Source organism: Mesorhizobium sp. M0678 (assembly GCF_040320505.1).
Classification (GTDB): Bacteria; Pseudomonadota; Alphaproteobacteria; order Rhizobiales; family Rhizobiaceae; genus Mesorhizobium.
Map to the genome: position 1 here is coordinate 38,946 of NZ_JAMYPT010000016.1, position 19,262 is coordinate 58,207.

Here is a 19,262-nt window from a genome sequence, read left to right on the forward strand (position 1 = left end):
CGTGGCGGCTGGCGCAGCAATGCGGCCTGCTACGGTTGGGCGCCTAGATCAGGCAAAGCATCTTCGACGATGCTTAGATTTCGATCGAAAATCTCGGTGTCGGATGCGTTGGCGCGGAGAGACCGCACCTTGTTCAGGATCGCCGCAACCGCCGCTTCAGGCCTGGCGATGCGGCTCGACCTTTTCGAGGAAACCGCCGGTCTGCATCAGCTCGGCGATCTTCTTGTGCGCGACTAAACGGTCGAGACCGTCGAGCTCGCCCCAGACCGCCTAGCGCTCCGGCGTCACCTCCAGCCCGGCGAGAAAGTCCTCATTGTCCTTGAGGCTCACCGCCGCATTGACGGTGAGGATATTGACCGCCGGCAGCCGGTGGCGCTTGCCGGCCTCGAAATCATTGAAGTCATGCGCCGGCGTGATCTTGACCGCACCGCTGCCTTTTTCGGGATCGGAATACTCGTCCGCCACCACCGGGATCCTGCGGCCGACGATCGGCAGGATGAGGTTCTTGCCGACGAGATGCCGGAAACGCTCGTCGTCGGGGTGGACTGCGACAGCCGTATCGCCCAGCATCGTCTCCGGCCGGGTCGTCGCAACGGTGATGAAGGTCTTCGGATTTTCCGGATCGAAGGTCATGCCTTCGACCGGATAGCGGAAGTGCCAGAGGTTGCCGTTGACTTCCTGCTGCTCGACCTCGAGATCCGAGATGGCGGTCAACAGCTTCGGGTCCCAGTTCACAAGGCGCTTGTCCTTGTAGATCAGCCCTTCCTTGTAGAGCGTCACGAACACTTCGAGCACGGCCTTGGACAGGCCCTCCTCCATGGTGAAGCGCTCCCGGCTCCAGTCGGCCGAGGCCCCGAGCCGCTTCAGCTGGTTGAGGATGGCGCCGCCGGATTCTGCCTTCCATTCCCACACCTTGTCGATGAACTCATCGCGCGTCAGGTCGCGGCGGTGGATCTGATTTTGCATCAGCTGGCGCTCGACCACCATCGCGCGGCGATGCCGGCATGGTCCATGCCTGGTTGCCAAAGAACGTTCTTGCCGCGCATGCGCTCGAAGCGCACCAGAATGTCCTGCAGCGTGTTGTTGAGCGCGTGGCCCATATGCAGCGAGCCGGTGACATTCGGCGGCGGGATGACGATAGTGAAGGCTTCAGCCCCCTCCTCGGCCCCGGCACCGGCCCGAAACGTCTTTTCAAGCGTATTATGTTTTTTGTGCATAGACCAACGAGTTGAACGGCGGCCCCATAAATCGCCGATGTGATAGGTCGGGCAAAGGCGTCCACCAGCTCGTACTTGTCAGGACGATGCCACCCTTGATCTTGCACCCGCCTCCGATACCAGCGATGCGCTGCGTCATATGCTCATGCCTGTCAGGATGGGATGGGCGCTGCTAGCACAGTGGCAGTTTGACAACCCGGCCATCGGGGCGGTAGCACCGTCCAAGACCAAGAGTCGCAGGGCAGACCGCACCCCATCGGGCTGCGCGACCCAGACCAGCTGACGCCCAACTGGCACACTCATCGCGCATCAGCACCGTGGATGCGACATCTACTTTGTTTACTTTGTTGCGAGCGCGATATCGGAACTTGGTTGTGACGCAGCTGTGCGTAAGCGCACCGCTGTCAGCAAGTGAGTGAGCGAAAGAACTACGTGGTGGAGGTGAGAAGTCATGCGGCGTCAAGATTCCCCGCCCTTTGCGGCAAACACACTGATCCCTCTTCAGAATCCGGTCTTTCGTTCGATCTGGACAGCCACGCAGATATCCAGCCTTGGCTGGCTGGTGCAGAGCGTGGCTATAAGCTGGCTTATGGCAACGATTTCAGCCTCCGATCTGATGGTTGCGCTCGTGCAGGCTGCATCGACACTGCCCGCCTTCTTCTTGTCGATCCTTGCTGGAGCGATTGCAGACAGCTTCAGCCGCCGCGGCGTGATGCTTGCCGGACATTGCCTGATCGCATTGGCATCCACGGCGCTGGCTCTCTCTGTTGGACTGGGCTTTGTCAGTCCATGGCTGATCTTGGGACTGAGTTTCTTGGCGGGATGCGGCTTTGCCTTGAATGATCCAGCCTGGCACGCCTCGGTCGGCGACATCCTGGAAAAGCGCGACATACCCGCTGCAGTGACGCTGATGTCGGTGGGGTACAACGTGGTTCGGAGCATAGGACCGGCGCTGGGCGGTGTAATTTTGGCTTTGCTGGGCCCCCTTACGGCTTTCGCCTTCGCTGCGCTGACCGACCTGGTCCCATTGAGCGCTGTCCTGCGCTCCAAGTGGCAAGTTCGTTCTTCGCCTCTTCCGCGCGAGCGGATGACGACGGCCATTCATGATGGCATGCGCTTCACGGCAATCTCCTCGGAGATCAGAGTGGCGATCGTGCGTGCAACCCTGTTCGGGCTGTCAAGCATCTCGATCCTTGCTCTGCTCCCCCTCCTGGTTCGCGACCAACTGGCGGGGGGGCCAATTGTTTACGGCGTCCTGTTGGCCGGCTTCGGCACAGGCGCCTTCATCGCGGGCATTGGCAATAGCTACTTGAGACGCATCACGTCCCAAAATCGATTGATCACGCTCGCGTCCGTTGCTTGCGCAACGTGTTGCCTTTTACTGGCTCTCACATCATCGGTGGCTGTAGCAGCGATCGCGCTTGCAATCGCTGGCGCCGGCTGGGTTGTCACCTGGACCGGAACCGACGTGTGTGTGCAGTTGGCAAGCCCAAGGTGGGTCGTTGGTCGCACCCTGTCGATCTATTACGCCCTGACCTACGGCGGCATGGCAGCGGGCAGCTGGATCTGGGGTGCTGTCGCGCAGTACTATTCCCTGACGTGGGCTTTGGAAGGTGCTGCAGCGGCGCTGTTGCTGGTTGCAGCTGTGGGAAAGCTATTGCCGGTACGGCTATGGGAGGAATCGGATCAAGGGGCCTTCGACTTCAGGCCACCAGAACTGGCCCTCGATTTGAAGCCCAGGAGCGGCCCGATCGTGATCAAGGTGGAGTACTCGATCCCCGAGGAGAATATCGAGGAATTTCTGAGCTGCATGCGCGAAAGGCGGCGCGTTCAGAGCCGTGCCGGTGCGCGGGACTGGACCCTCCAGCGCGATCTTCAGAACTCGACTCTTTGGACCGAGACATTCCGCACGCCGACATGGACGGACTATCTTCGTCTAAACCATCGGCTAACGGTGACTGACAGGGAGGTAGGCGAGCGCCTTGCCGCTCTGCGGGTCGGTGATTCTCCTCCTCGTCTCTCACTTTCGATCGAGCGGTCGACAAGCCCCGCCCCCGGCAGCCAAGTCCAGCCTGTGCCCTTTGTATCGCGCCCGTAAGGAAACCAGTAACTTTTCTGGGCTCGGACACGGGAATGGCCGAGACCTACTCCTTCTCTCGTCGGGTCAGCCCGGATTGCCATACCTTGCGGCCGGTTAGGCGAGCATGAGGATTTGTGTGGCACGTATGTCCACCACGGGCCCATGTCCAGCCCCACCGCCTCTGCCATCAGATCGGCTTGGGGACGGGTTCAGGTCGCCTGTCCCCGTGCATCGCGGCGAGCAGCGGGGAGCAAGGGGGGCGGAGGGGTCTCGCCGGGCACGGAGTGAAGCGGGCAGACGGAGGAATCCGCCACCTGCGGCGCGACAATGAAGCTGCGAGCGTTGCCTCAATCAAGATGAGAATGCTGGCGGGTTGGAACGCAGGGAGGGCGTAGCCCGACTGGAGTTTCAACCCGCCAGCGCCGCCGCCTTTTCGGGCTTCAGCGCGCGCGTGGATTTTCTGCATTTAGCTGCAGCGAAGGTCCCGGTGGTGCGGTGGAAGCGCACCCGGGGCATCTTGGACTTATTATCCAGGACTGCTGCATTGCCACAGCAATGGTCACAACCTGCTAGGGTCCGGACCCATAAAGGGTTCCACTGACGGTGGTTTTATGATTCACGGTCTCCAAAGGGAGGCCACCGATGAATCGCGATTATTTCTGGCTGACCGAGGAGCAGTTTTCGCGGCTGCAGGCGCTGCTGCCAACCGACACGCGCGGCAAGCGCTGGCGGTCCTCCGGCTGAGGTCCTGATCGACTCTTCGGCCGTGAAGGCGCATCGCTGCGCTTCTGCCGGCAAAGGGGGGAGCAAAATCAGGCGATTGGCCGGTCGCGCGGTGGGCGAACCACGAAGATCCACGCCCTGACCGATGGCCTGTGCCGCCCGATCGCTTTCCTCTTGACCGGTGGCCAGGTCGCCGATTGCAGCGCCGGAGATTTGCTTCTGGAGCAGATGCCCGAGAGCCCGATCCTGCACGCCGACAAGGGCTATGACACCAATGCCATTCGCCACAAGGTCGAGGCTAAAGGGGCGATGCCGAACATTCCGTCGAAAGCCAACCGGCGCTGGAAGAACTGCCTCTCCCCTTCCTCTACCGTGATCGCAACGCCATGTTTGGACGGCTCAAGGATTTCCGCCGCATTGCCACCAGCTACGATCGATCGGCCACTAACTTCCTCGCTGCCGTCTGCCTCGCCGCTACGGTCGGTTACTGGCTGTGACAGTTGTCCTCGACAAACAGAAGCGAACTTGCGCCCTGAAGCAGGGTGATCGCTTCAGAAACGGTGCGAAGGAGTATGTCACTCGCCGGCTCGATGTCGTGGATGAGGCCGGCGGCCTCACCAATCATGATCGCGGCTATCGTGGGATCGCCGCTTGCCCACGCTTCGCGGTAGGCAGCGGACTGCGCGTCAATGTCGGCGAGGAGATGGGCCTCATTGCCGTGCCAGGCTTCCGTAAAAGCATTCTTCCGAACGCGCAGTGAAAACCGCGATGGCCAATCCAGGCGGCGCGCTAGGTCCATCACCGAGGTTCGAACCGTGTCGTCTCCGGTCGCCGCAAGGGCAGCCTGGTGCAGATTTGGATGAACGAGAGCCTCCAACGAGGCCCAGAAACGTGATCCCATCACGACGCCATCAGCGCCAAGCATCAGCGCCGCTGCAAGCCCACGACCATCGGCGATGCCACCGGCCGCGCAGATGAGCGTGTCCGGCGCCCGTCGCCGTACCAAGTTCGCGACCTCCGGAACAAATGTGAATGTCGCTCGCTTCTCACCGTGACCGCCGGCTTCCGCGCCTTGGGCGACGACGATGTCGGCTCCGACATCAAGAGCGCGGCGCGCGTCGTCGAGGCTCTGGACCTGGCAGATCAAGGGGACCCCGGCGGCCCGTATCGCCGGCGAAAAAGGCGCCGGGTCGCCAAAGGATAGGAAAATCGCACTTGGTCGCCGCTCCAGGGCCTTATCGAGTAGGCGCGGGTTCCTGGCGAGTGACCATGTTATGAAGCCGCAGCCGACAGGTCGGTTGCCAGATCGCTCGAACTCTCGCGTCAGCCAATCAGCGTCGCCATAGCCGCCGCCGATAAGCCCAAGCCCTCCGGCTGAACTGACCGCACCTGCGAGTTCCCCGCCCGATGCGAATGCCATCGGCGCGCTGATGATCGGATGCTGCAGTTCAAGCCGATCAGTGAGACGGGTTACGATGCGCATCATCACTCCAACAGATTGCCTTGAGTATCGCAGGTTCGGTTGATTCTATCGAGCCCCGCTCAGCGCCCCGCGATTAACGGCAACCAGAGCCCCCAGTCGACCAACGGTTATGAGTCCGGACCTTAGTACTACAGTTGCGGATGCCGATGCCGTTTGTAGTGACAGATGGTGGCCGCAGCCTGATGTCGTCGTCGCCATAGCGACCAGGCGATGATGAAGGGCTTTTGTGTCGGTGGGAAGATGAGGCGGCGAGGAGATAGCGGATCTCGGGGACGCTCGGGACGAGCGCAGCCATCCGGATCAGGCGGCGATTGGCTCCTTTGGACTCGTTTCGTTCGGTTTGCTCCATGCGCTGCGGCGAAGATCAGCCGATAGCTTCGAGAGGAATGCCAGGGCGGCCATGCACAGGCTCATGTGGCGATGCCATCCGTGCCAGGACCGAGCCTCGCAATGATCAAGTCCGAGATCATCCTTGGCGCGCTCAAAGCACTCCTCGATCGCCCAGCGCAGGCCGGCCACTGCCGCCAATTCGGCCAAGGAGGAACCGGGCGGGGCGAAGACCAGGTAGTAGGCTTTTTCTCCGGATGTCGATCGCTTGCGGCGGACGAGAAGCCAATGCTCGAAGCCGCCTTTTGACGTCCAAGGGCGGCGGATGCGTGCCCAGTCGTAGAGCCGAGGGCCTTTGGCGCCTTCACCTGCCGCATGACAGGCCCAGTCGTCGGGCTCGAACTCGCTGGCCAGTTCCTCGGGCGAGGTTTCCTCAAACAGACGATCCCCTCCCCGGCGCATGAAGTGAGCGCCTCGAACCGCCAAGACATAGGGCTGCTCGCGAGCTTCCAGCATCCGGCGAAGGCTGCTGTCCGCCCCGTAGACAGCGTCGCCCAGAACGTAAGCGCACGGGACGCCGGCATCGAGCGCCGCCTCGACCATGGCGCGCGCCATCTTTGGCTTGGTCGCAAACTCGACCATCTCCGGGATCGACGCTCTGGCACATCGCGCCCGATCCCTTGTCCAGCTCTCCGGCAGATAAAGGCGACGATCGACCAGCGCTTGGCCGTAGCGGCTCGCGTAAGCCAAGAACACGCCGACCTGGCTGTTCTCGATCCGCCCCGCCGTTCCCGAGTACTGACGCGCGACACCGGCGGAACGATCGCCCTTCTTCACAAATCCCGTCTCGTCGACGATCAGGACGCCATCCTCAGCGACTGCATCCGATAGGGCCGCTCCGCTCCGGATTGCTCAGCCATCAGCCAGCCTGTCTTGCGCTCAATGCCGGAAAGAAGGCCGTCAAGGAAATCTGCGCCCGTTTCCCGCAACTCACGACGAGGAAGCACCCGCCCAACCCGCGCCTTCAGCGCTGTGAGCGGCCAACAAGCATCCGGCCCGTGGGGCCGACTCGTCTCCCGGTCGTGTGAGCAGAAGAACATCGCGAAGTGCGGCTTCATCCTCGACGCCGCGAGCCTGCTCGCCGTACCGCGGCCGCCGAAAGCCCTAGGCGCTGTCACCAGGCGCCAGCCCACCTCTCTAGCTGGCGGACCATCGCATCGAGCGCGCCGATGGCCGCACATGCAGTGATTGCAATGTCCTCAATGCGCCGCAACTGTTTGGGTCGGCGGCAGCCCTGCGCAACCAGGCCGGCACCGCCGTCGTCGGCGCGGCTTCCGTGGCACCGGGAAGAGTGCCGTGGTGGCGCAGGAGGGTTTTGGCTCAGAATCATGGAACACGATGAATCATCGCGGCGCTTTTTGTAGAGCGAACGATAAGTCTTGCACGACCAGCCATTTATCCCTCGCGAGATCAATGCCGCGGGCAATTAGCAGGCGAACTCCGTCCGGACTGAGTACCTGTTTCAAGGCGGGCAAAAGAAGTTGTGTAGTCATGTCACGAAATGCTTGGTCCGCTTCTCTGCCGGCCGATGGTCCATGAAATCCCCTCCCCACCCATGACACCAGACACCTCCTTGCCAATAGACCGATCAAGCACTGGCCTCCATGGTACCAGCGTGAACTCGCGCGCCTTCTCGACTATGACGTACTTGCCGCTGGCAAGGTCGATCGAGCGGCGCAATCGACCCTCTATTCGATCACCAGGCTGCGCTTCGGAATACGAGAGTCCGAGTTCGTCAGACAGTTGACCGGCAACACGGTTCAGCTCACGTTGACGCAGCATCGAAAGCATGTTGGCGCGATAGACGATCCGGTCCTGCTCTTCCCGAGCAAGACCTTGCGCAATCAGCCACTGCCGTCGGCGGCCTTGCGCCTCTCGGACATCGCGGCCGAAACCAGAGCTGTGCAAGGCCTCCGGTGTGTCGGAAACCAGCTCTCGATCGAGCCAGGTGGCGCCGTCGAACCTGACTTGTCTCTCCAGCGGCATCGATGAGAGCTTGTGAACCGTGACAGGCTCGGCCCTCGCTCGCTTACGCTCGTAGTCAGACACACGGTCGAGATGATCCGGTGCGACGATCCAGGTGCCGTCCGGCTCGCGCTCGACACGACCGGTCGCCCGGCGGATCGCCTCCAGTCGCCGCACGTGCGTTTCGGCAAAGCGTTCGGTGGCCGACGGGTCATGCTTGAGATGGATATCGATGCTGTAGCGCGCGTCATTGGCCGTGGCGATCTCGGCAATTGTGCGGTCGACTTGCCTTGGCCCGGTGTCCCTCGGCGTGACCCGCACTATGCAGCCCTCTGGCGTCGGTTGGGTGGCCTCGCCTTTGCCGATATCAACATAGTGGCTTTTGCCGTCCACGCCGTCGACGACGAGGTAATGGCGGTCAGTGATTTCGTCGGCCAGGCCGCGCGCAACGATGCGGCCAACGACAGGCTGCATCTGCTCTGCAGATCGATCATGGACAACATAGTCGGCGGCACTGCGGGCGAGCCCCTTGCCGGTCAGTTCGCGGTGCATGGTCTTGATGATGTCGCCCCGCTCGCCGATGCGGCGCAGCGTCGCTTCAAGCTCGCCATCAAGGCGCCAGCGGCCCGAGCCGACTTCCTCAGCCAGACCCATCCGCTCGAGCTTGCGCAGGCGGCCCTGGTGCAGCGTCTGGCGAAACGTGTCTCGGCTGGCCGGTGAGACATGCCCCTCATGGTCGCGCATGCGGAGCAGCTGCCGATCGATGCTGGTGAAGCGTTCCCGCTCCATTTCCTGGCGCAGGCGTTGCTCGATCTCGCGGTCCGTTCTCGGGCCAAGGTCGAGGCTGACCAGCTCGGCCGCCTGTTCACGGATTCCAGACGAGATGTAGTCTCGCGCGATGACAAGATTTTCGCCGCGGTCGTCCTTGCCGCGGACGATAATATGGGTATGCGGATGACCAGTGTTGAAATGATCGACAGCGACCCAGTCGAGCTTGGTGCCGAGGTCTCCTTCCATCTGCGCCATGAGGCGCCGCGTGAGCGGCTTGAGGTCGTCATACTCGATGCCGTCTTCAGGTGCGACGATGAAGCGGAACTGATGCCGGTCGCCATCGGCACGATCGATGAACGCCTTGCCATCGACGCGGTCGCTGTCGGCGCTATAGAGCTCGCCAGGCTCGCCTTCCCGGGTGACGCCGTCGCGCTGGAGGTAGCGAAGGTGTGCACGTGCCCCGTCAACACCCTTGCCGGCCAGCTTGACGATACGCGCCTTGACGACGGCGCGCCGCTGCCGAAACGCCGCGTGGCGATCGCGCGCTCTGAGAACGGCGGCAGCAGCCCCGCCGCGCCCCGCCCGGCTTCCGATGAAGCGGCCACGGCGACCGCTGCCGCCGCCGGCTCGGTTGATCGCGGCGCGAATCTGGCCGGCGAAACGCTTGCCTGCCTTCGAGCCGCGCGATCCGATTTTGCCCAGGCTCGGCTTGAACTCTTCATCCTGCATTGAGCCTCCTAGTAATCTTTAACAAAATCACATGTTTGTCGGCAGCAGCTCTCCTGACGCTGAAGGCAGCCTCCGTGAAAAACGATGTGCAGACAAAGACTTCGCCGGCTCCAGGAGGCGATGCCTTTATCTTGCCTTCAGCGGACCTGCCTCCCTGCCTTCCTGCCCCGACCCACGGTACCCCTGCCCTCACCTGCGATCCGGCCGGCCTGACCTTGCTCGCTCCGATCCGAGCGGCACCACAATTTGGCCATTCGGATCGGTCGCGGAAACACCGTTTCGCAGGAAAAACAGCGACTGCCCGGACGGGATTTCCGGCGCTTTTCCGGAACGGGATTTGCCGGTGAACGCGTCCATGTCGGCGGCCGAGATCCCCGCCGCCTTGAGCTCTTCCAGATACGAAACCGTCTCGCTGGGCAGCGGTCGCCCACGCTGCAAATGCTGTTCGTAGCGGTCCGGCCCAGCGTTATAGGCGGCAAACAGGCCGGGAAAGCCGAAGCGGTCATACATGGCGCGCAGATAGGCAGTGCCTGCCAGAATGTTGTCGCGAGGGTCGTGCGGATCGGCTCCCAGGCCAAGCTCTGCGCGCACCTCCTCGTAGGTGCCGGGCATCACCTGCATGAGGCCAATGGCGCCGGCGCTCGATGTGATCGGCCGTCCGTCCACCATTGTCTGCCCCCGGCTTTCGGCATCCATGACGGCATAAATCCAGGGCTGTGGAATGCTGAATCGCCGGCTTGCTTCGGCCACCAAGGGCTGCCATCGTTGGAGCTGCGGACCACGGGAGATGGCGGCCGGCTGAGCGTCGGTCGCGGCGGAACAGGCGCATGGCGCTATCGCGACCATGCCCAGCATCAGGAGGGTTACTCGGTCCATAGCGGCACGAGCCTCCCCGCAATATTTTCGGCCGGCACCGGCCCGAAATAGCGGCTGTCGAAGGAGCGGTTTCTATCGTTGCCGAGCAGGAAAAACTCGTCGGCGGCGAGCTTGCGGCAGGCATTCCACCAAGGCAGCGGACGGTGCTGCGTGTCGGTTGCCAGCCGGCGCGCGACAATCTCGCCGCCGATGATGATGGCGTCGCCGAAGGCGCAGACATGCTCGCCAGGCAGCGCGGCAAGGCGCTTGACCAGCGGCACGTTGCTGGGCAGATAGAAGCGTTCGGCGGCGAGATCGGCGACCGGTTTTGGCGGGCGGACGAGCACGAGATCGCCACGAGCCGGCGATCCGGACGCGACGCGATAAAGGCCGACCGGCGCACTGGCCGAGGCGTTCCAGACCAGCCAGGGCGATGGTTTGCCGAAGGCGGCGAAGCCGATCAGGCTGAGGCCTGCACTAGCCACGGCGATCGTCTTGCGCGCCCGAATGCGCCGCAGATGGCTGCCGATCAGACGGATAGTGGGACGCCGGCTCATGAGCGGCCTCCCTCACCGGCCGAGCCGGAATCGTGCCCGGCATCCTCGGGCCTGGTCTCCTGCGCGCGTCCCTTCGACCAGTCGTCGAGCTCGTCGATGTGATAGCGGACATAGCGGCCGTGCTTGCGAAATTGCGGGCCGCCGCCTTTGAGCCGCATCTTCTCCAGCGTGCGCTGGGACAGCCCGATATAGAAGGCGGCCTGCGCGGTGTTGAGAAACGGACTGCCCTTCTTCGCGCGGGCCGCGCGTTCGTTTTCGTCGTCCATGATGATCCTCGTTTCGCTACGGACAAGCGAAGGCGAGGATCGGCGAGCGAGATCGTTTTGGGGACGGGCGAAGAGTGGGGGGCGAGTTTTCGCCGCCCCCTCCCGAAAGAGCCCCGCGCCGGTTGCGGCGCGGGGCTCGAGGCTGGCGGTTCAGTCGACCGGGTTCCAGATGATGGCGTATGTGTCGTCGTCATCCTGGCCGGCGGCGCGGCCGAGATTGGCGTAGAGCTTGCGCGGGCCGAACTCCGGGGCGGCAATCGACAGGCTCACATAGTCCTTGCCGGAGGTCTCGCCGGTGCGGATCCAGCCGGCCCCTACTTCGACCCCTTGCGTCAGCACCCGGAAGTCGGGATGGGTGTCGGCGCTCTTTGCCTGATTGGGCACGATGTCGATGTCGGCGCGGACGCTAAGCGTCTTGAGCTGGCCCTTGTAGCCGCCGTTTTCCTGTTTGGTAACGTATCCGATCGCGGTCATTTTCAGTCTCCTTTGGTGCTCGTAGGGGACCATTCCCCTGCGATGGCGGACCGTGATGGGCGCGTCCGGACCGCCGGAACCGGGACGGCCGCAGCGATAGCGGAGGACCCGAGCGGGCAGCTTTTTTGAAGCGAAGCGGCGCGAGGAAGCCGCCGCAGGCGGCGGGGAAAAAAGCTGCTGGCGAGGGTTTCGGGCGGGCCGGATCCGCCCATAGGTCGTCAAGCCAGCCGCAGGGGAATGGTCCCTGAGACACATGGAGACAGGTGGCGCGATCGGCGGCACAACGAGCAGGCGGCATTACAGGGCGCCGGCTGCGCGGGCTCTGTCGGCAACCCGATCGGACAATTGGACCCATGCGCCTGGCGCCTCGGCAAGCAACCCGGCGTGGTGCAGGGCTGCCGAAACGGGGGCGAATTGGCGTCGGGATTTCTCGCGCGCGGCACTGACTCGACAAGACGAGCAATCGGCAGCCGGCGCGGCCCGGAGCGGCGCGCGCGACCTGAGCTGCGGCACTCGAGAGAACCGCCGCTCGGGCCCTGATCGACTATTCGCGCGCGAACAGCGGCTGCACTTGTGCCCACTGATCGGCGGTGCGGAAACCGCCGCGACTGGTGTAGCTTTCGGCGGGGAATTTCATCCAGCGCGGCAGCCAGGTCTCGACCCTGAGGCGGCCATTCTCGCCCGCCAGGAAGTCGCGGATGATCTTCTTTTGCGTCTTGACCTTCTCGGCGACATTGCCGTCCGCGACCAGCTTGCCGCCGACCTCGGCCAGCATCGAATTGGCGATTTCCTTGTCGCGCAAGAGGTCGAAGAAGGCATCGTCCGGTTGCCACCATGTGCCCATATCGACGTTCAGATGGTTGCCGAGCGCCTCGATGACGGTGCTGCCGGCTGCAGACGTCTCGGCCATGACAAGGGTGAGAACGCGCATGACATCGTCGTCGCACAGCGCCAAGAGGCGCGCGAACACGCCGGCGATAGCAAAGGCGTCGCCATTGCCGCCGGCGACCACGCCATCCTCATCCGGTGATCCGAGCAGGGCCAACACTTCGCGCCGCTTTTTGCCGAATGCAGCTTCAGCCTTGCAGCCGGCAAGGCTGGCAGTCACCGTCTCGTTGGCTGCGCGCTGTGGCTCACGGCGCACCTGCCACAAGCCGGAACCGGTGATGGCGTGCGCCACCACGAGGCGCAGCGCCACGGCGGGATGGTCGAGCATGGCCGCACGCACGGCAGCATGGCGATGCAGATCGACATAGTTCTGCATCGGGCCGGTGAGTTCGGGGCGCGGCGGCTTGGCGGCTGTTTCGTCTTGCTCACCGCCCTCGCGGGCGCGGCGGGCTTGCTTGTGTGACAGCCAGCCCTCGTGACACTCGACCTCGCCGCGATACGTGACCGCGATGAAGACCTTGCCGCCCTTCTTCTTCGGGGTCTTCTCGTGGTCCCATGGGTGGAAATACTGGCCCGGCTCCAGCAGCACCACCTCGCTCCAGCCGTCGTTGAGATAGGTGTCGCGTCTGGCGGCAATCGCTTCGTTCTGCTTTTGCCAGAACAGGTCGGCATCGGCGAAATAGCTGTCCTCGCCGAACAGGTCCGAGGTGATCAGGCCGGGGTATTCGTCGATGGCAAACAGCGCCACCTTGGTGGAAATCGACTGGCCGCCGAACAGCCATTGCTTCAATTGAAAGCCACGCGGCGCGTATTGATCGGGATCGGCACAGAGTGCCAGCCAGTCCTTCTGCTGCGCCTTGGACGCCATGGTGAGATGGCGCGCCGTCTCGGCGTCGATCTCCTCGCGCCGATAGGCTTCGCGGATTTTGGGCAAGAGGTAGCCAAGCGCCAGAATGCGTTTGACCTTCAGGTCAGTGATGCCGAAGGTCGCAGCGATGTCCGGAACGGTGCGGCCTTGCCTGACGAGCCGCGAAAACGTCTCCCATTGCGATACTTCGTCAGGATCGAGGCGGGCGAGGTTTTCGATCAGCGAGGCTTCCAGCGCATCGGCGTCGTCACCGTCCTCCATGATGGCGCAGGGCAAGGGATCGCCTTCGCCGCGCTCGTCGGCAAGCGATTTCGCGGCGAAATAGCGCCGCCTGCCGGCGACGATCTCGAAGGTTTCCGGCTGGCCGTTCGGCCGCACAAGGAGAGGCACCAGCACGCCGCGCGCACGCACGGAGGGCAGGATGTCGGATATGTCGGGCGCGCGTTTTCCATGGCGCATGTTGAGCGCGCAAATGTTGAGCTGATCCAAGGGAATGTGGGCAAGCTGCATGGTTACTCTCCTTTCGCTTTGGTTGAGGTTGTCCCCGCCGCAGAGGCCGAAGGCCGGCGCGGCGGGACGGTTTTTGCGCCTATCGGCGCTGCTATTCCGCCGTGTCGGGCGGAAGCTCGGAATGGGGCTTTGAAAGGGCGTCTGCTGCCTGCCGCAGAAGTCGCTCGGCCTCGGTGATGTGGCCGCAAATGCGGGCGGCTTCGGCATAGACGGAGAGCGTAAAGCGCGCCTGGAAATGCAGGTCGCGCTCTATGCCGAGGCCAAGCGGACCTTTTAGGGATGCAAGCTCGGCCAGACTGACGCTGCCGAGTTCGGGGAAGCCGAAGCCGAGATCGCAAAGGCCGAACAGCGTGTCGCCATCGGCGTCGAGTTCGGTCAAAAGCCACGTGGCGGCACCTGTCGGATTAAACAGTTTCACAACGGGAAAATGGTCGATGTCGGCGTCGGCGGCGCCATTGGCGAGCAGTCGTGCGCGCAGTGGATCGGTGATCAGGATCATGGAAAGACTCCTTGTCAGAACAGGTCGAGTTGATTTCTGCTGGCTTCATCGAAAAGGCCGATATCGAGCGGCTTTTGCGCCGCGCGCGGACACATCGGCGCGTCCATCAGGAGGGTGAGCCGATCGCGCGTGGTGATCGGCCGGACACCGGGAATGAGCATCTGCTCGCCTTGGCGTCGGCTCGGTCGCGGTCAGTTGAGGATCGCGCATCGTCATGCCGCAATCCCTTCCTGCGCCTCGCCTTCGGCATCGGCCTGAAGGCCAAACAGGAAATCGGCGGCCTTGGAGGCAAGACTGGCGGCACGGAAGATGGCGCGGTTGTCCTCGCGCAGCACCTTCAGCCATGAGCCGATGTAATCGGCATGACGCACGGTCGGCTCGATACCGAGATTGCTGCAGGCGAAGGCGGCAGTGATTTCGGCGACCAATTCTTCACGCGCGTAGGCCTTGGAGCCGAACGAGCCGGAGAGGTCGCGAGCAAGCCGCGTCGGGTGGCCGGTCCAGTGGCCAAGCTCGTGAAAGCAGGTCCGGTAATAGTCGATCTGCTGATGGAACGCCGGCTGCGGCGGCACCTGAATGTGGTCGCTGCCCGGCATGTAGAAAGCGCGATCGCCGCCGACCCTGAAATCCGCATCGCTGGCGCGAATGAGCGTCTCGGCCTGCGGCACGATCTCGCACTGAGGCAGCGGCTCGGCGGCGGCATAGAGGTGTTCCGGAAGATTATCGCACTGCGCGACATTGAAGACGGTGAAGCGCTTCAAAAAAGGCACGGCCTGTGGTTCATCGCCCTCGTGGCGTGCGCGCTCCTTCTCGCCCTTGGGGACAAAGCGGTCGGCATGCACGATGGTCGTGCCGCGCTCGCCCTTCCTGACATTGCCGCCAAGGACGAGCGCTTGCCGGAAGGTGAGCCAGTTCTGGCTGGGATAGCTGCGCTCGATGACCGCGCCCCACAGGATGAGGATATTGATGCCGGAATAGGTGCGCCCCGTGGACGCATTCCTCGGCAGGCCAAGGCCTGCCTTTGCGCTGCCCCATGGCTTGACCCATGGCACGGTGCCGCGCTCCAGCTCGGCAATGATGCGGTCGGTGATCTCCTGATAAAGGCTGGCGCCGGGGCGCCCGCCCTTGCCTGCGCCAGCCTCTCCGCTGGCGGTACGCTTGCTGTTTGCATGCATCGTCTCATCCTCCGCTCGCCAATCGCCGCGCCTTTCCCCGGAAGCGAGGTGGGCGGCGAGTCGCGACCGGAAAGGCCCGCCGTGGGAGGCGGACCGCATCCGAAGGACCGGAACGAAGAGGAGGACCCTGAGCGGCACGCGAAGGGTTGCGGGCTGCCGCGGCGGGCCTAGAAGGGAGTGCCGCCCACCCCGCGCCACCGGGAAAGGCCAACAGACAAACCGCGCCGCCCGCAAGGGCGGCGGCCGTCACAGCCCGAAGGGCTGCCCACGCCAAGGGGCGAAGCCGAATGGCCGAGACCGCCTGAGCTTGCCGAAGAAAAGCGGGCTCGGTTCACGAGCACCTGGTGCGCGTCGTCAGGCGCGCGGGCGCCCGCCAGGACGGCAGGCCGGACAGATTTTTCGCACGGATCATCGTCAAGCGCCGCAGTTACGTCGAGAAACTCGACGACATCGCCGCCGTGGCGCGGCTTCCTCCGAACAAAACCAGCGCTCGCCTTTCAACAGGTTGAGGCGCGTGTCCCAGTAATATTCCTGACCGGGATCATGATAGACGCGCTCGCCCGTTTGTGGCTTATATTGGCTTTGATGTTGCAGCCGACAACGGCAGGGTCGATTCGAAGGCAAGAAAGCCAGCCAGGAGTTGCTTTGATAGCTATGATTGCCCACGCCCTTCCCTCCGAAGAGAGAATGCGACGTTTGCGGCCTGGAGTCTACAAGTCGGGTCTAATTCACCGGTCCTGTTCCGAACCATTGAATGAACGGCGCATCCTTACCCGTGATATCCTTCACCGTCTTTAACAGCGCTTCATGGGTGCGTTGGAGAGCCCGGTAATGGTTGCTGCTAGGTGATAGAAGCGGCTGGACGATGCTCTTGCGCAGCCGTTCCGCCTCCGCCAGAAAGCGCTCGATTTCAGCCTGTGAAAGCTGCTTGCAAAGTTTGGTCCTAGCCATTGCGATCTCCGTTGAGGAATCGCCCCACCTAGGATTATCATCCTATATCGGCATGGCCTGGTAAAGACCCACCCGCAGCGGAATGGCAGCTTGCCGAAGAAAAGCGCGCTCGGTTCACAGCACCGGCGCGAGCCGTTAGGCGCGCGGGCGCCCGTTAGGACCGCAGGCTGGACAGAATCTCGCACGGATCAGCGTCAAGCGCCGCAGTTAAGTCGAGAAACTCGATGACGTCGAGACGACGCTCTCCACCCTCGTACTTGGCCACGAAGGATTGGGGACGATCAAGCTTCTCGGCCACCTGCGCCTGAGTCAGGCCTTTGGCCTTCCGCAGGGAAACCAGCTGGGCCAGAAACCGCTGGTGGCGGGGCGATCGAAGAGACTTGGGCATGTAGGCGAACCGGTCGGGTAAAGACCGGATCAGCGACTAATCCCGGTTTCGGATTATCCCATTTTGGGATATGCTGCGGGCGCTCAACAGGCGAGGTTCGCAGGCATGAATCGATCAATGGGAACAGATGAGACTCGAAACTCAACTCTGTGCGACGAAGTCCCCTGGTCGGAGAACCTCACGAGCTACGACAGGGAGCATTTCACGATCTACCTGAGGATCCTGGATGCCTGCGCCGACAATGCCAGCGAAGAGGAGATGGCTGATCTCATTCTCGGCATCGACCCGGCCCTTGAACCGGTCCGCGCCCGCAAGGCTCTTCGCAGCCATATCGACCGGGCGAACTGGATGGTGACGACTGGCTACAAGGAACTGTTCGCCGGCTGACGCACAGCACGGATTGTCATGCTCTTCAAACAAGGAAGTTCAGATACCCGCCATTCATGAGCGCACGGCCGCGAGAGACAGCGCGGCTGGAGCGGTCACAACTGGTTCGCGTGCTGTTTGACTGCCATTTCTAGTGCTTGGCTCAGAGGCACCGCCTTCGAGAACAGGAAGCCCTGAGCGGTCCTGCAGCCAAGCTTGTGCAGGGTTTGCCGATCCGCCTGTGTTTCGACGCCCTCGGCCATGACCTCGATCCCGAGCATGTTACCGAGATCGATGACCGATTTGACAAGCAGTCGGTCCTCTCGGGATTTGGCCAAGCCGCGAATGAAGCCCTGGTCTATTTTCACCTTGCGTATCCGACTGTCCTTGAGCGATGCCAACGTGGAAAAGCCGGTGCCGAAGTCATCGAGCGCGATGGAAATGCCGGCATGTGAAAGCCGTCCGAGCTTTTCATCCACTCTGTCCGGGTCCACCGGGGATTCTTCGGTAATCTCGATCTCGAACATTGTTGCAGGCAGAGCTCTTGCCGCCAGACCATCCAGAACCATGTCGTCGATATCGCCGGCTTCCAGTTCGCGCGGTGAAACATTCATCGCCACACGGAGATCACGACAGTCAGCTTTCACCAAGCCGTCGATAAAAGCACAACAGTCGGCGAATACGGTTTGCGTCAGCAGCTGAAGCATACCGGTTTCGCGTGCAGCTGTGATGATTTCGGGTGGAGAGATGGCACCATGAGTCGGATGGGACCACCTCAGCAAGGCTTCAAAACCGACCACGGCCTCGGTGTCGAGTTTCACGATCGGCTGGAACCAAGGTTGCAAGCTTCTCGTCTTTATCGCCGAATGAAGGTCCCGTTCGACGGACTGGCGGCGTTGCAGTTCCCTGTCGAGTTCGGCATCGAACAGGCAAAATTCGTTCCTGCCACGACGCTTGGCCGTATAAAGGGCGATATCCGCCCGCAACAACATTTCGGTCAGGCCCGGGCTTTCCGCCAGATATATTCCTATTGATGCCCCGACCCGGACGGACGCGACCTCGATATAGGGGCGGGCAATTTTGGCTATGATATTGGAGGCGAGATCACTGGCAGAAAGCGAAACCCTCGTTGAGGGAAAAAACAGCACGAATTCATCGCCGCCGATACGAGCGAGCGTTGAGCCTTCCGGTGCTTCCTCCTCTATGCGGCGGGCGATCCTGACAAGCAGTTCATCACCGGTCCTGTGACCGTAGGTATCGTTGACGGATTTGAACCCGTCCAGATCAATCAGCATTGCCACGAAGGGGCTATCCGCGGTCTCGAACCGTCCGATAGCGTGTTCGAGGCCACGCCTGTTGAGAAGGGCCGTCAGGTGGTCCTGCCTGGAACTGGCCTTCATCTCCGCCGCAAGCCGCTCGGCCTCATGCCTCAGGCGGCTCGCTTCGCGGAACCGTGCTTGCCCAACAAACGAAGCTCGAACCAAGCCGCCCATGAAGAGCAGAACGGTAAAAGCCAGAATGTAGTCTTCAAAATTGCCTTTCGCCAAAAGGCAACCCACCGTGATGAGGAGCGGAGGTGTGATGAAGTTGGTCGCCGCCGCGGCATACGAACTGCCGTATGTAACCGCACCAGCGGAAATGCCCGCCAGAATGACCAGATGCAGCGGTGCTTGAGGTGTCGTGTACCCAACAGTCAGGACGGCCAGGAAGGACCAGGCAAACCCTGCCAGAAGAGCAAGGATGCCAAACCAGCGAAGCCGCGGCAAAACCCCCACTAAACCGTCATGGCGCCCCGTTTCCTTTAGCTGATAACGCGCGAGTGCAAGGCGGGCGGCATTTATCGCATTGACGACCAGGAACCAGATTGCAGCGGCAAAGCCGCTGCCAGAAAGGGCGTGCACCGCCCAAATCAGGCCTGACAGGATACCGCTTATCGGCATCGACACGAAGAGGCCGGTCCTCAGGTCAGCAAGCTGATCCTGACGGATTTTGGCCTCCAGCGTGTCTACTTTCTTCGGGGCCATGGACGGACCAGCTTGCTCCCATCGTTGTTCGCGAGGACAAGCTTACGCAGGCCCACTGAAGGACGGGTTAACTATCCAGCGGGGGT

At 62.5% G+C, this 19,262-nt stretch carries 17 protein-coding genes and 3 pseudogenes; 5 read left to right on the forward strand and 15 right to left on the reverse strand.

Going from position 1 to position 19,262, the window contains the following annotated elements:
• The first annotated feature begins 69 nt into the window (after positions 1-69).
• The gene (locus NKI29_RS24190; protein WP_198023621.1) at positions 70-237 is read left to right on the forward strand and encodes a hypothetical protein; all 168 of its coding nucleotides are present in this window, start codon (positions 70-72) and stop codon (positions 235-237) included.
• On the opposite strand, the pseudogene NKI29_RS24195 reads toward NKI29_RS24190, so the two are convergent.
• Positions 160-1,184: pseudogene (locus NKI29_RS24195) on the reverse strand (class I tRNA ligase family protein); the annotation flags it as partial. The gene NKI29_RS24190 and the pseudogene NKI29_RS24195 sit on opposite strands and share 78 nt — an antisense overlap.
• A 484-nt stretch (positions 1,185-1,668) precedes the next feature.
• Here NKI29_RS24195 and NKI29_RS24200 point away from each other — a divergent pair.
• Positions 1,669-3,315 carry an MFS transporter gene (locus NKI29_RS24200; protein ID WP_031213434.1) on the forward strand — a complete coding sequence of 549 codons (1,647 nt, stop codon included), beginning with the start codon at positions 1,669-1,671 and terminating at the stop codon, positions 3,313-3,315.
• A gap of 700 nt (positions 3,316-4,015) precedes the next feature.
• Positions 4,016-4,517 (forward strand): annotated as a pseudogene (locus tag NKI29_RS24205) (IS5 family transposase); the annotation flags it as partial.
• Here NKI29_RS24205 and NKI29_RS24210 read toward each other — a convergent pair.
• From NKI29_RS24210 to NKI29_RS24260, 11 genes and pseudogenes are all read right to left on the reverse strand, one after another.
• Positions 4,505-5,506, reverse strand: a complete 1,002-nt coding sequence (locus tag NKI29_RS24210; protein WP_352772934.1) for an NAD(P)H-dependent flavin oxidoreductase — start codon at positions 5,504-5,506, stop codon at positions 4,505-4,507. The pseudogene NKI29_RS24205 and the gene NKI29_RS24210 sit on opposite strands and share 13 nt — an antisense overlap.
• A 297-nt stretch (positions 5,507-5,803) precedes the next feature.
• Positions 5,804-6,930: pseudogene (locus NKI29_RS24215) on the reverse strand (IS701 family transposase).
• 454 nt (positions 6,931-7,384) lie between these two features.
• Entirely contained in the window at positions 7,385-9,355 is a 1,971-nt protein-coding gene (rlxS, locus tag NKI29_RS24220) for a relaxase/mobilization nuclease RlxS (protein ID WP_023679655.1), read from the reverse strand.
• A gap of 189 nt (positions 9,356-9,544) precedes the next feature.
• Positions 9,545-10,231, reverse strand: coding sequence for a lytic transglycosylase domain-containing protein (locus NKI29_RS24225; protein WP_352610897.1), 687 nt, complete (start codon positions 10,229-10,231; stop codon positions 9,545-9,547).
• On the reverse strand, positions 10,219-10,767 hold the full coding sequence (gene lepB / locus NKI29_RS24230) for a signal peptidase I (protein ID WP_023679654.1): 549 nt from the start codon (positions 10,765-10,767) through the stop codon (positions 10,219-10,221). Before lepB ends, NKI29_RS24225 begins: the two co-directional genes overlap by 13 nt.
• The gene (locus tag NKI29_RS24235) at positions 10,764-11,033 is read right to left on the reverse strand and encodes a helix-turn-helix transcriptional regulator (RefSeq protein ID WP_023679653.1); all 270 of its coding nucleotides are present in this window, start codon (positions 11,031-11,033) and stop codon (positions 10,764-10,766) included. The genes lepB and NKI29_RS24235 overlap by 4 nt, the downstream gene beginning before the upstream one ends.
• Positions 11,034-11,183: 150 nt before the next feature.
• Positions 11,184-11,507, reverse strand: a complete 324-nt coding sequence (locus tag NKI29_RS24240) for a DUF736 domain-containing protein (RefSeq protein ID WP_023672372.1) — start codon at positions 11,505-11,507, stop codon at positions 11,184-11,186.
• 544 nt (positions 11,508-12,051) lie between these two features.
• Positions 12,052-13,773, reverse strand: a complete 1,722-nt coding sequence (locus NKI29_RS24245; RefSeq protein WP_352797413.1) for a ParB/RepB/Spo0J family partition protein — start codon at positions 13,771-13,773, stop codon at positions 12,052-12,054.
• A gap of 91 nt (positions 13,774-13,864) precedes the next feature.
• Positions 13,865-14,272 (reverse strand): DUF2958 domain-containing protein, encoded by a 408-nt coding sequence (locus NKI29_RS24250; RefSeq protein WP_352750054.1) that lies wholly within the window; start codon positions 14,270-14,272, stop codon positions 13,865-13,867.
• A gap of 14 nt (positions 14,273-14,286) precedes the next feature.
• On the reverse strand, positions 14,287-14,433 hold the full coding sequence (locus tag NKI29_RS24255) for a hypothetical protein (protein ID WP_352517888.1): 147 nt from the start codon (positions 14,431-14,433) through the stop codon (positions 14,287-14,289).
• 51 nt (positions 14,434-14,484) lie between these two features.
• Positions 14,485-15,447 carry an ArdC family protein gene (locus NKI29_RS24260; protein ID WP_352750055.1) on the reverse strand — a complete coding sequence of 321 codons (963 nt, stop codon included), beginning with the start codon at positions 15,445-15,447 and terminating at the stop codon, positions 14,485-14,487.
• 344 nt (positions 15,448-15,791) lie between these two features.
• On the opposite strand from NKI29_RS24260, the gene NKI29_RS24265 reads away from it, so the two are divergent.
• Positions 15,792-15,956 carry a hypothetical protein gene (locus NKI29_RS24265; RefSeq protein WP_352624422.1) on the forward strand — a complete coding sequence of 55 codons (165 nt, stop codon included), beginning with the start codon at positions 15,792-15,794 and terminating at the stop codon, positions 15,954-15,956.
• A gap of 214 nt (positions 15,957-16,170) precedes the next feature.
• On the opposite strand, the gene NKI29_RS24270 is transcribed toward NKI29_RS24265, so the two are convergent.
• Both NKI29_RS24270 and NKI29_RS24275 read right to left on the reverse strand, forming a co-directional pair.
• The gene (locus NKI29_RS24270; protein WP_352750056.1) at positions 16,171-16,398 is read right to left on the reverse strand and encodes a hypothetical protein; all 228 of its coding nucleotides are present in this window, start codon (positions 16,396-16,398) and stop codon (positions 16,171-16,173) included.
• A gap of 154 nt (positions 16,399-16,552) precedes the next feature.
• Positions 16,553-16,786, reverse strand: coding sequence for a helix-turn-helix domain-containing protein (locus NKI29_RS24275; protein ID WP_023679646.1), 234 nt, complete (start codon positions 16,784-16,786; stop codon positions 16,553-16,555).
• A gap of 117 nt (positions 16,787-16,903) precedes the next feature.
• On the opposite strand from NKI29_RS24275, the gene NKI29_RS24280 reads away from it, so the two are divergent.
• On the forward strand, positions 16,904-17,173 hold the full coding sequence (locus NKI29_RS24280) for a DNA -binding domain-containing protein (protein WP_023722036.1): 270 nt from the start codon (positions 16,904-16,906) through the stop codon (positions 17,171-17,173).
• Between the two features lie 95 nt (positions 17,174-17,268).
• Here NKI29_RS24280 and NKI29_RS24285 read toward each other — a convergent pair whose 3' ends face one another.
• Entirely contained in the window at positions 17,269-19,176 is a 1,908-nt protein-coding gene (locus tag NKI29_RS24285) for a putative bifunctional diguanylate cyclase/phosphodiesterase (protein ID WP_352750057.1), read from the reverse strand.
• Positions 19,177-19,262: the final 86 nt, after the last annotated feature.